Source organism: Streptomyces sp. NPDC050625, from assembly GCF_040654755.1.
Lineage (GTDB): Bacteria > Actinomycetota > Actinomycetes > Streptomycetales > Streptomycetaceae > Streptomyces.
The window spans coordinates 59,850-72,078 of record NZ_JBFAIQ010000025.1; the positions used below are offsets into that span (position 1 = coordinate 59,850).

Sequence of the window (12,229 nt, forward strand, 5' to 3'; positions counted from 1 at the left end):
GGGGCAGGTGAGCACATGGGGACATACGAGACGAGCACTGCGGAGGCAGGCGACGGCAGCGCGGCGCTGAGCGCCGAGATCCGCCGCGTCCTGGCATGCGTCGACACCCACGCGACACGCGCCACCACCGCACCGGACGCGGCGGCCGACGCGGGTGCCGGTTCCGCGGCCGGACCGACCGGCGGATCCGACGCGCACGCACCGGACGGTGCGCGGGGGAACGCCGTCGTGCCCACCGTCCCGGCCCCCGCCCTGCTCGACGCCCTCGTCACCTGTTTCGGGCTCACCCCCTTCGAGCGTGACCTCGTTCTGCTCACCGCCGCCCAGGAGTTGGAGCCCACGGCCGGTGCCCGGTGCGCCGCGGCCGCCGGTGACCCGGGGCGGGCCCACCCCACCTTCTCGCTCGCCCTGGCCGCGCTGGACGGTCCGCACTGGAGCGCGCTCACGCCCGTGGCACCGCTCAGGCGCTGGCGGATCGTCGAGCTGGAGGACGAGACACGGCTGACCACCTCCCGGCTCCGGCTGGACGAGCGCATCCTGCACTTCCTGCTGGGCTCGCCCCACCTGGACGCCCGGCTGCACGGGCGGGTGCGCCGCACCCCGGTGCCGGACGCGCTGCCACCGTCGTACGACCTCGCCGCGAGCCGGCTCGCCGAGGGCTGGACGGACGGCGGCCGCGCTCCGGGCGCACCCCTGCTCGTCGAGGTCACCGGCGGCGACCTGCGCAGCCGCGCCGACCTCGCCGCCGCGGCGGCCGCCCGGTCGGGGCTCGGGCTGTACGCGATGAACGCCGAGGACATCCCGACCGACCCCGCCGAGCGCGACCGGCTGGCCCGGCTGTGGCAGCGGGAGGCGATCCTGCTGCCCGCCGTGCTCCTCGTGGAGGTGGGCGAGCTGGACCGCGATCAGCGGGCGGCCGTCGAGGCGTTCCTGGCCGGTGCCGCCGTACCGGTCGTCGTGTCGAGCGAGGACCCGCTGCGCACCGAGCGCCCGCACGGCGTGCGCGTGGCCGTGCCCCGGCTCGACGACGACGAGCAACTCGCCCTGTGGGCCGATGCGTTCGAGGAGGTCGCCGACCTGGAGGAGGGCGAACTCCGGTCACTGGTGGCGCAGTTCCAGTTGCCGCCGCACGTCGTCGGTTCCGTGGCGGCCACCGTGCGCCGCCGGCTGCCGTACGAGGACGAACTCGACGCCGCCGCACTCGCCTGGCGATCCGGTCTCGACGAGGCCCGGATCGGCATGGACGAACTGGGCCGCCGGATCGAGCCGCAGGCCGGCTGGGGCGATCTCGTGCTGCACGAGCGGCAGACGGCCGTACTGCGGGAGATCGTCGCGCACGTGCGGCAACGCGCCACCGTCCACCAGGAATGGGGCTTCGCCGCGACCCTGCGCCGCGGCCTCGGCGTCACCGCCCTGTTCGCGGGCGGCTCCGGCACCGGCAAGACGCTCGCCGCCGAGGTCATGGCGCGCGAGCTGGGCCTCGACCTGTTCGTCGTCGACCTCTCGCAGGTCGTCAGCAAGTACATCGGCGAGACCGAGAAGAACCTCCGGCGGGTCTTCGACGCCGCCGAACGCGGCGGCGCGCTGCTCCTGTTCGACGAGGCGGACGCCCTCTTCGGCAAGCGCAGCGAGGTCAAGGACAGCCACGACCGGTACGCCAACCTCGAAGTCAGCTATCTGCTCATGCGCATGGAGGCCTACCGGGGCCTCGCCATCCTCACCACCAACATGAAGCAGGCCCTGGACACCGCCTTCCTGCGGCGCATCCGCTTCGTCGTCGACTTCCCCTTCCCGGCCGAGCACGAACGCGCCGAGATCTGGCGCCGCGTGCTGCCACCGCAGGCCCCGGTCAAGGACATCGACCACGCCCTCCTCGCCCGGCTCGCCGTGGCCGGCGGCTCCATCCGCAACATCGCCCTGTCCGGTGCGTTCCTCGCGGCCGAGGAGGGCGACCGGCTGCAGATGCGGCACATGCTAGCGGCCGCCCGCACCGAGTACCTCAAGCTGGAGCGCTCGCTGACACCCTCGGAGGTGCGCGGATGGGTGTGAACAGACAGCCGTCGGCGATCCGCGTGGAGATCGGCGAACTCGTCCTCGACGGCTTCCGGATGGATCCGGACCGGGTCTCGGCCGCGTTCGAGGGCGAGTTGGCCCGGCTGGTCCGGGAGCAGGGCGTCCCCCTGGCGGCGAACGGCACCGTGAGCGTCGACGCGCTGACCGGTCTTCCCCCGCTGCCCGCCGGGCTGTCCGCACGACGACTCGGCCAGGAACTGGCGCGCGCGGTGCACCAGGGACTCAGCGGCCACGGGGAGGTGACCCCGTGACCTCACAGGCGCAGCAGACCGGTTCGGAGCAGGCCGCCGAACAGCGCCGGCGCAAGCGCAAGGAGCGGGCCGCCAAGTCCCGGGCTCCGGAGCCGAAGAACATCGTCAGCGGTGCCGGGCAGCCGCTCGACCCGGGCGTACGGCGCGAGCTGGAGGAACAGCTCGGGCACGACCTCGGCCGCGTACGACTGCACACCGGCCGCGACGCCGCACAGCTGACGGAGCTGCTCGGGGCGGATGCGGTCGCCGTCGGCCAGGACATCCTCTTCCGCGACGGCGCCTTCAAGCCCGGCACCGACGAGGGCCGCCGGCTGCTCGCCCACGAGCTGCTGCACACCGTGCAGAACCCGCACGGGCTGGGGGCGTTGCGGGCGGGGCGGGAGCCGGGCGCGGTGAGCATGCCGCAGCAGGCGATCGAGCGGGAGGCGGAGTCGGCGGCGCAGGATCTCGTACGACCCGAGTCCGCGTCGGCCGCCGATCCAGCCCCGCAGGTGGAGCAGGGGCAGGCGACCCCCGGCTGGCTGCGCTACGCCACCGTCCACGCGGACCGTACGCGCGCCGAGCGCGTCGACCCGGAAACGCTGGTGGACCGCCTGGCCAACGACGTCCTGCGGTCCCTGCGCGGCGACCCCGAGGACGCCTCCGGGCGGGTACGGCAGCACCTGGGGCGAATGTCTCCCGATCTGCAGGACCTGGTCCTGGACCGACTGGAGATCCGGCTGCCCACCCCGGATCACGACCGGCTGCTCGACCTGGTCGACGAGGTCGAGGAGGGCCCGCTCCCCGTGGAGGCGGGCACGGCTCCGCACGCCCTGCCGGACGCGGCCGAGGAGCTGGAGCAGGACCGCGAGAGCGCCGAGTCCGCATGGCAGGCGCGGCTGGAGAACGCCGAGCGGCTGGAGGACGAGCGGATAGCGGAGGCCCAGCGGCGCAAGGCCGAGGACCCGGGGGCCTTCGAGCAGGCGAGGAAGGACGGGAGCGCCGGCGCCTCCCCCGCGTCCGGCCCTGACGCCGGGACGGTTCCGGAGCCGTCCGCGTCCCTCGCCGCGTCCGCAGCGTCTGCCTCTTCCTCGACGGACTCCCAGGAGGCCAAGCCCCTTCAGGTGGCGGACGGTTCGGCCGATGCCGCCCGACAGGACAAGGGCGGTGCTGACCAGGGGCGGTCCGCCGCGCCCGGGAAGGACGCCGGCGCGGGGTCGCGGGAGTCGCGGACCCCGGCGGCGCCCGCCCGCGCCGCCGCCAAGGACTCACCGGCTCGTCCGGTCGGTGCGGTACGGCCGGAACCGGTGGACAGGAGCGCGGCCGAACGGGACGACACCCGTACCCCGGCCGAGGAGGAGGCGGCGCCCGGCACCGACCAGGACCCCGACGACGGGCCGCTGGGCCTGGACGAGAGCGGTGCGGCAGAGGCCCTCGCCGAGCTGGAGAACCTCCTCGACGAGTCGGAGGACGAGGCCGACGCGGAGCCGCAGCTCGGTCCCCGACCCGAGGAGGACACCGCGTCGCTCTCGGGCGACATCAGCACGGTCAACACGGCGGCTCCGGGCGCAACTTCGGCCGCCGACGCGGAGAACGGCGCGCGCAGCCGTCCGCCCGAGCCCCGTGTGACCGCGGACGAGGCCGAGGAACTCGCCTCCGCCCTGGAGGAGGACGGCCCGCAGGAGTACGGCCCGCAGAAGGACACCGCCGACGACGCAACCGAGGCCGCGGACGAGCCTGCCGACCAGCAGGTCGGCCCCGACCCGGAGAGCGAGACGGCCGACCGTCCGGAACCCGTCGCGGGCCCGGACGCCGACGACGAGGGCGGCGACCGGGCCGACCGGGCGGAGGACCGCGACCTGGCGGCCGAGACGCGCCGTGCCAACGAGCGGGCGGGCGGGGGCGGCTCTGACGGCGCCGCCGAGGGTACGGCGGGCGCACCGGGGAAGCTGGCCCGTGCGGACGAGGACGCCCGGGGCCAGGAGACGGGCAGCCCCTCCGGAGGCGGCGGCACCACGAGCGGCGGTTCCACGGCTCCCGCACCGAAGAAGGCTCCGGAGGCGGAGGCGAGTTCACCGGCTCCGGCCGTCGTGAGCTCCCCCGGCCCGGCGGCCGGCGGCGACACCCGCGTCGGTGACCAGGCAGTCGAGGTGGAGTCGGCGACGCCGAGGACCGAAGCCCCGCCGCGGCACGAGCCCGCACGCCAGGACGATGACACGCCCGTCGTCGCCAAGGCGGCGGCCCCCGGGCGCAGGAGCGGCCAGAGCCGTGCTCCGGGCGGAGGGGGCGGCGGCGGTCGCGCGGGAGGCGCCGCCGACAGGCCCAAGAAGCAGGCCGCCGCTGCCGATGTCGGCAACGCCACCCCCGAGGCCGGTCTCGCCGTGGCCGAGAGCCTCCAGCCGCACCTGGCGCTCACCGCTCTCAAGGGCGTCGACACCGCCGTCGGCCGTTCGGTGGACAAGGAGCGAGGCTCCCTGAAGGACGCCCCGCCCAGCATGGCGCGGCCCGTCGGCTCGCCCACGACGGTGCACGGCGGACCGAAGCCCGGCGAGCCGGGCGCCTACAGCTCGGAGCAGGTCCGCGAGACGGAGGCAGCGCAGGGCAACACCCCGCAGATCCAGGGGGAGAAGACCCCCGAAGGCGAGTTGCCCGGCGCGAACATGAAGGAGCCGGGCTGGTGGGACATCACCATCGCGATCGGCGGCGCGCTCGCAAGGAAGCTGCTGTCCCATCTGCTCCCGCTCCACAAGCTCACCGACTCCATCAACGATCTGCCCACCACCGACAAGGGACTTCAGGGCGCCAAGGTCGGTGACGCGCCCAAGCTGCCGCTGAAGGACGACTCCGACCCGGAGCGCACGGACAAGCAGAGCCGGTTGCTCGACGACAAGAGCGCCGAACTGCACGAGTCCGGCCGTGACGACGCGGCCCGCCCGATGGGCGAGGACCAGATCTACCCGGACGTGCCCAAGGAGACCCTCACCGCGAAAATCGGCGGCGGCAAGTCGCAGCCCGGCGCCGACGGCGGGCCGCCCGGCAGTCCCGGCGCCGGCCTGCCCCCCGAGGCGGTCTCGGCCGTCGCCGAGCATGAGCAGGGCCCCCGGATCAAGCAGGCCTTCGGGCAGGCGCGGCAGAAGATGACCACCGCGCGCAAGGAGAAGGACGACAAGGCCCGGCAGGACCGCAGCCAGTACGAGCGGGACGTACGGCGTGAGGTGGACGCCAACGCCAAGGAGCAGGCGGACGCCCGCGGCCGGGGCCGTTCCGAGATCGCCGGCTCCCGGGACAGCTGGCGCAAGGAGCAGGACGACAAGCTCAGCGAGGCCGACGGCAAGAAGAGCAAGAAGTTCACCAAGGTCCGCAAGGACATCAAGGACAAGCAGGACAAGACCGATCAGGACGTCGATCAGCGGACCAAGGACGACCAGAAGAAGATCGACGACCGGCGCACGGGGTCCGAGAAGGACGTGTCGCAGAAGCGGGACGACGGGAAGAAGGACTCCGGGAACTGGTTCGAGAAGGGCCTGAACTGGATCAAGGACCAGTTCAAGAAGCTCAAGCAGGCCATCAAGGACGTCTTCGAGAAGGCCCGCAACTACGTCAAGGGCGTCATCGACGACTTCAAGAAGCAGGTCTTCAAGTTCATCGACGACGCCCGTAAGTGGGTCATCGACCAGATCAACGCCTTCGCGGACGAGCTGATCCGGCTCGGTGACGACCTGCTCAAGGACTATCCGGCCCTGCAGGCCAAGTGGCGTCGGACCATCAACGGGCTGCGCGACGCCGCCGTCCGGAAGGTCAACGAGGCCGCGGACAAGCTCAAGAAGATCGCCGGCACCCTGATCGACGCGTTCGGCGGCATGCTGCTGGCCGGCCTCGACCTCATGGAGCAGGGACTGCTGGCCGCCGTGAACCTCGCGGAGACGGTCACGGTCAAGGCCATGGAGCTGGGCTCGGCGATCCTGAACAGCCTGGGCGAATGGGCGGCCATCGCGACGGACATCCTGTCCGACCCGGGCGGCTGGCTGGGCAAGGCCAAGGACGCCGCGGTCGTCGGCGCCAAGGAGCACCTGTTCACGGAGATCAAGGCCGCCGTCCGGGAGTGGTTCAACCAGAAGATCCAGCAGCTCATCGGCATACCGATGGAGTTGTTCAACCGGCTGATCAGCGGAGGCGTCTCCAAGGAGGAGATGGCCAAGATGGCCTGGGACGAGGTCGTCCCCCAACTCCCCATGATCATCGGTGAGCTGATCGTGACCAAGGTGGTCGCGAAGCTGATCCCTGGTGCCGGCTGGGTGATGGCCGTCATCGACGCGCTCAAGACGGCGTACGAGGCGCTGAGTTCGGTCCTGCGGGCGTTCGGCCTGTTCATGAACTTCCTGAAGTCCGTCAAGAGCGGCCAGGGTGCGCTGCCGTTCGCCAAGGCGGTGGCCTCCGGTGTCGTGGCCCTGCTGGAACTGATCTACCAGTGGCTGGTCGCCGGCATCGGCAAGTACCTCGGCAAGGTGGCGCGCACGCTCAGGGAGCGCGCCGGGAAGCTGTTCGGCAAGGGCCGACCCGGGGGCGGCGGGAAGTCGGGGTCCGGTGACGACCATGCCCCGAAGAAGGAGGCCCAGCAGCCCCGGAAGGACGACCCGGCCGCGCGGACGGCCGCTCCCAGGCCGAACCGTCCCGACCCCGCGCCCACACCCGGCCGGAAGCCCGAACCGCCGTCCTCGAAGACCAAGGAGAAGCGGGACGACGAGGACCGCCGCAGGGACGGCCGCTACGTCAACTCCGCCAACCGGGGCGTGAAGGACGCGGCCCACGACGCGAAGTCCCCGTCCCGACCGTCGCCTTCCCGCCCCGGGGACCGCGGCCCCGAACGTCCCTCCGGTCGCCGCCCCGACGGCCGCCGACCCGGCGACAGGACCCCGGACAAGTCCAGGCCGGAAACGAAGCACCCGGACAAGTCCAGGCCCAGCACCAAGCACCCGGACGGGAAGCGCCCCGACACCGGCCGGCCGGGCGACAAGCACCGCCCCGACCTCCGCAAACCGGACCGCGCCGCCCCGCGCGACCCCAAGCGCGACCGCACCGGCAAGGACCGGGATCACAAGGACCACACGAAGACCCCGGACCGACGCCGCCCGCTCCAGCGCGTCAAAAACGCCGTCAGCAAGGCCCTCGCCAAGGTCCGCCGCGCCTCCCGCGCCCTGCTCGGCAAGGCCCGCGACCTGCGCAACAGGCTCCGCAACCTGGCGAAGCGACTGCGGGAGAAGTGGCAGCGGATGAAGGACCGGCTGCTCGGGCGGCAGAAGCACGAGCGGGACCGGCGGAACCGGGACAAGCGGCAGGACCAGACACGCGACTACGAAATGCCCAAGGTCTGGTTCCACGACCGGCGGGGTGAACTGCACACCCTGCAGTACCGAGGCCGTGGGCGTGGCGCCGACCTGATGGTGCGCAGCGATCCGGCTGCGATCCGCTCCTATCTGGCGGCCTGGGCGAAGGACATCGAACCGATCCAGGACACGCCGCGAGGCCGGACCCAAGAGGCGATCCGGATTCAGGCGGAAGGCGCTTTGCTGCATGTGACCGAGACACAGAAGCTGCTCCCTCCGACCGTGACGCGCGCCGAGTACCAGCGGGTCATGTCCGTGCGCAACCGGCTGCACACCCAGCTGGAGCGGCTTGCGTACCTCCTGGAACAGCGAGAGTTCCCCGACGACAAGCCGCCGTTGCTGGAGACCGTCATGCCGAAGTTCCAGGACGGGATCCGGGGCCGTGGCTTCGAGGCCACAGGCATCAACAAGAACATCAAGCGAGGCGAGGTCTCCACCCAGGCTCGTCCAGGCAATCCTCTCGGCTGGGACACGCTGCCGAGCACCGACAACACCTGGGTGCGCATGCACCTCCTCACCGAACGGCTCGACGGTCCCGCCAAGGGGTCCAACCTGGTGCCGGCGCCCGGTTCGGAGGTGAACACCAAGTTCGCGTTCCGGCTGGAACTTCCGGCACACCGCGCCGTCGCGGTCGACAAGAACGAGGACATGATCTGGTACAAGGTCGACGTCGCGTTCCATTCGGATGACCGGGCCAACCCGGACTACCCCTACCCGAAGTCCATCGGAATGAGGTGGGGTGGTTACGAGGTCAAGAACAGGACGTGGGTCAGAAAACCCACCAAGATGTCGTACGAGCGCGACAACATCGAGAAGCCGGGCCGCTATGCGGAATTCAACATCAACGGCCGGAGCCCGGCGCGGATCGTCCGAAAATTCGGTGTGACTCCGGTGTTCGCGAAGGCAGTCGTTCTGCAGGCGCCCTATCGCAACTTCAGGTCACTCAGACTGAGGATGACGAAATACAAGAGGTCCCTACCCGCGGGTCAGATGACCAGTTTCAAACTCGACCTGCAAAAACTGGAAAACCGCCAGAACGAACTTCGCTACAACTGACCCGGAGAACGATGTGCCCGAACTGACCGACCAGGAGGGGCGTTTCCTTGCCCTCCTCGATGAACTGAAAGACGCCCCTGGTCTGGACGTCCTTTTCGAAGAGAGGGGGCTCGTCGACGAGTACATCGGCGATGCCGACGAGGCCTTCGAACTGATCGCCGAGGAGAGGGGAGTCCTCCTGGATTCCTCGCTGCGTCGTAGTTATCTTCGGTTCGAAGGATTGTCCAGTCACTGGGCCGTCGAACGGCCCGACCTGTACCTGACCGGAGAATTCTCCCTGCAGCACATTGCCGCGGCCATGCTTGTGCCAGGCGTGGAACCGGCCGTCGACGAGCCGTCCGAGCAGGAGAGTCGGCTCTACACCGAACTGCGACCTTTCGACGAACACCCCAGAGGGGGCGGTGGCAGCCTTGCCGCCCTGCGTGTCCCGCCAGGGGCGACGGTTCCCGAGGTCTGGTACTACCAGGCCACCCGGGGGGTCTTCCGCATGGACATCGGATACCCGGAATACCTGGACGCCTTGCTCGTCACCAAAGGGACCTACGGATGGCAATACCTCTTCACAGAGGTTGCGCTCGACGACATCGACTTCCAGGGTGCCGCAGAGAACATCCACAACATGCTGCAGGTGTTCCCGGAAATCTTCCCTGAACACGACTACACGCCTTTCGCGAGGCGACTTGCGGAGCGCCTGGGCAAAGAAGGTGGAGACACGGCATGACCCGCTACGCCGACATCCCCAAACCCATCCGCTCCGGCATAGTCGTGATGGCCCCCGACACCGGCACCCCCCAGCGCATCATCGTCCTCCAGTTCAACCCGGACACCCTGGAGCGCAGCGTCGCGCCGCAGACGGCCGGGGACAGTGGGGACGCCGGTGGCGGGGGCGCCGGGAGTGGGGACCGCAACGAGGCCCTCCGTCTCAAGGGCCCCGCCCAGGAGACCTGGAAGTTCACCGCCGAGATCGACGCCACCGATCAGCTGGAGATCGCCGCGCCCGACGGGATCCACCCGCAACTCGCCACCCTGGAAATGCTCGTGCAGCCGACCACCGCGCAACTGCGGGCCGCGAGCAAGCTGACGCAGAAGGGGAGCATCGAGATCAGCCCGATCGAGATGCCGCTGACGCTGTTCACCTGGGGGAGCAAGCGGGTGATGCCCGTGCGGCTGACCGAGGTGACGATCAATGAGTCCGCCTTCGACGTGAACCTCAATCCGATACGGGCCTCGCTGAGCATCGGTATGAAGATCCTCACCGTCAGCGATCTGCCCGCCGGGCACCGCGGTGCCGACCTGTACATGGCCCACCTCGCGCAGAAGGAGCGGCTCGCGGCCGCCGCGCGAGGCGGCAGCCTGGGCGCCCTCGGACTCGGGGGCACCGATCTCGTGACCGGAAGGGGCTGAGACGGACACCATGGCCGACATCGAGCCGTACGAGAGCGCCCTGGACGCGATACCGGGCGCCCATCCCTATCCGCGCACCAGCCGTTACCACGACGCCGAGATCGGCGTGCACAGGAGAGAGGACGGCACCGAAGTCCGGTACACCAAGCGCCGGTTGCTCCCTCCACTCGACGAGGAGACCGAGCCGCACGTCGTCGGGGCAGGGGAGCGGCCCGACCTGCTCGGGCAGCGCTTCCTCGGCGACCCCGGGCAGTGGTGGCGGATCGCCGACGCCAATCCCGTCCTCGACCCACGGGAGTTGACCGAGGAGGCCGGACGCGTCATCGGCATTCCGCTCGCCGGCGGCTTCCCGCGCGGAGAGCGGCGTGTCTGAACAGCCCGTGGGGCAGGGCCCCGTCCACATCCAGCTCCTCATGGGGCCGACCCTGGCCCGACCGGTCCCCGTCGAGGTCGCCGAGGCGCTGCTGTCCGCCCAGATCACCGCCACCGCCGGTGAGCGCAGCGGCTTCCAGCTCGCCTTCGACCTCACCAAGAACGGGATGGTCAACCAGCGGCTGCTGCCCGAGGGGTTCTTCGACCCGAAGACCCGCGTCATCGTCACCGTCAGCGTCCGCGGCACCCCCGAGGTGCTCTTCGACGGGCTGATCGTGCGTCAGGAGGTCGGCGCCAGCAACCGTCCCGGCCACTCCACGCTGACCGTCACCGGCGAGGACCTCACGCTGCTGATGGACCTGGAGGAGCGCACCGCCCGCTACCCCAATCTGCCGCCCTCCGAGCGCGTCCTCTCAATTCTGCGCCGTTACTCCGACTACGGCGTCCGGCCCGACGTCTACACCGAGAAGGTGGCCCAGCCCCCGCACCAGGACCTGCGCGTCCACTACCAGACCGGCACCGACCTGCAGTACGTCACCGAGCTGGCGCGGGCCAACGGCTACACCTTCTATCTGGAGCCCGGACCCAACCCCGGCCAGTCCTCGGCCCGTTGGGGCCCCGAGGTCAGACTGGGCCTCAGGCAGCACGCGCTCAACGTCAACATGGACGCCAACTCCACCGTGGACCAGCTGACGTTCGCCTACGACGGCACCGCGCGGGAGGAGCCGCAGGCGCGCTGGCAGGACCCGGGGACCCGGCAGGCCACCCTGCTGCCGCAGCCGCCCATCAGCCCGCTGCGCCCACCCCTGGGCAGGCGGCCCACCCCGGCCCTCAAGCGCAAGACGCTGTCCGGCACCGCCAAGCAGCAGCGCGAGCAGGCCGAGGCCGAACTCCTCGCCAGGGCCGCGGTCTCCGCCGACGTCGTCTCGGGCTCCGGCTCCCTGGACGTCAACCGGCACGGCTACATCCTCCAGCCGCGCCGGCTCGTCGGCGTGCGCGGCGCCGGACGGGCGTACGACGGCGACTACTACGTCAAGTCCGTCACCCACAACCTGCGCCCGGGCTCGTTCCAGCAGAACTTCACCCTCTCGCGCGAGGGACTGGAAGCGCGCAGCGACTACGTCCGGCCCTAAGACGACCAACGACCCACTCATCAGGAGCAGTTCAGCATGGCCGCACCCAGCAATCGCTACCTCGGCAAGTTCCGCGGCCGGGTCGTGAGCAATGACGACCCGCTGCGGATCGGCCGCATCACCGTCGAGGTCCCTGACGTCCTCGGCGACGAGGCGTCCACCTGGGCGCTGCCCTGCCTGCCGTTCACCGGGCCCGAGGCGGGCCAGTTCGTGGTGCCGCCGCCCGGCGCCGGTGTGTGGGTGGAGTTCGAACAGGGGGATCCCAGCTTCCCCGTGTGGACCGGGTGCTGGTACGGCGACGCCGGCGAGCTGCCGCCCGACGCGCGCCGTGAGCTCCAGGCGAACGCGCCGAGCAAGCCCGTGGTCGTCCAGACACCGCAGGCCCACAAGATCGTCATGAGCGACACCGCCGGAGCCGAGCAGGGGATCCTCCTCCAGGCACAGGGCGGCGCCTACATCCGCATCACCAAGGAGGCCGTGGTCATCGCCAGCGGCGGGGGCGCCGAGGTCATCCTGCGCGGCGGCGAAGTGACCATCAACCAGGGCCAGTTGACCGTGCACTCCAAGCGATAGACAA

Annotated in this window: 8 protein-coding genes; all 8 read left to right on the forward strand. The window is 70.9% G+C overall.

Features of this window, described 5'->3' with window-relative positions; all coding sequences use genetic code 11:
- Positions 1 to 15 precede the first annotated feature (15 nt).
- Genes AB0I54_RS36820 through AB0I54_RS36855 form a run of 8 tightly spaced genes read left to right on the forward strand, consistent with a single transcriptional unit; the run spans position 16 to position 12,225 of the window.
- Positions 16 to 2,049, forward strand: coding sequence for an ATP-binding protein (locus AB0I54_RS36820; RefSeq protein ID WP_363300629.1), 2,034 nt, complete (start codon positions 16 to 18; stop codon positions 2,047 to 2,049).
- The gene (locus AB0I54_RS36825; RefSeq protein WP_363300630.1) at positions 2,040 to 2,324 is read left to right on the forward strand and encodes a hypothetical protein; all 285 of its coding nucleotides are present in this window, start codon (positions 2,040 to 2,042) and stop codon (positions 2,322 to 2,324) included. The genes AB0I54_RS36820 and AB0I54_RS36825 overlap by 10 nt, the downstream gene beginning before the upstream one ends.
- Entirely contained in the window at positions 2,321 to 8,743 is a 6,423-nt protein-coding gene (locus AB0I54_RS36830) for a DUF4157 domain-containing protein (RefSeq protein WP_363300631.1), read from the forward strand. The genes AB0I54_RS36825 and AB0I54_RS36830 overlap by 4 nt, the downstream gene beginning before the upstream one ends.
- Positions 8,744 to 8,756: 13 nt before the next feature.
- Positions 8,757 to 9,464: a hypothetical protein gene (locus AB0I54_RS36835; protein WP_363300632.1), complete on the forward strand. Its 708-nt coding sequence runs from the start codon at positions 8,757 to 8,759 to the stop codon at positions 9,462 to 9,464.
- On the forward strand, positions 9,461 to 10,147 hold the full coding sequence (locus tag AB0I54_RS36840) for a hypothetical protein (protein ID WP_363300633.1): 687 nt from the start codon (positions 9,461 to 9,463) through the stop codon (positions 10,145 to 10,147). Before AB0I54_RS36835 ends, AB0I54_RS36840 begins: the two co-directional genes overlap by 4 nt.
- Before the next feature lie 10 nt (positions 10,148 to 10,157).
- Positions 10,158 to 10,520, forward strand: a complete 363-nt coding sequence (locus tag AB0I54_RS36845) for a hypothetical protein (RefSeq protein WP_363300634.1) — start codon at positions 10,158 to 10,160, stop codon at positions 10,518 to 10,520.
- Positions 10,513 to 11,652, forward strand: a complete 1,140-nt coding sequence (locus tag AB0I54_RS36850) for a hypothetical protein (RefSeq protein ID WP_363300635.1) — start codon at positions 10,513 to 10,515, stop codon at positions 11,650 to 11,652. The genes AB0I54_RS36845 and AB0I54_RS36850 overlap by 8 nt, the downstream gene beginning before the upstream one ends.
- 36 nt (positions 11,653 to 11,688) lie before the next feature.
- Positions 11,689 to 12,225: a phage baseplate assembly protein V gene (locus AB0I54_RS36855; RefSeq protein WP_363300636.1), complete on the forward strand. Its 537-nt coding sequence runs from the start codon at positions 11,689 to 11,691 to the stop codon at positions 12,223 to 12,225.
- The last annotated feature ends 4 nt before the right edge of the window (positions 12,226 to 12,229 follow it).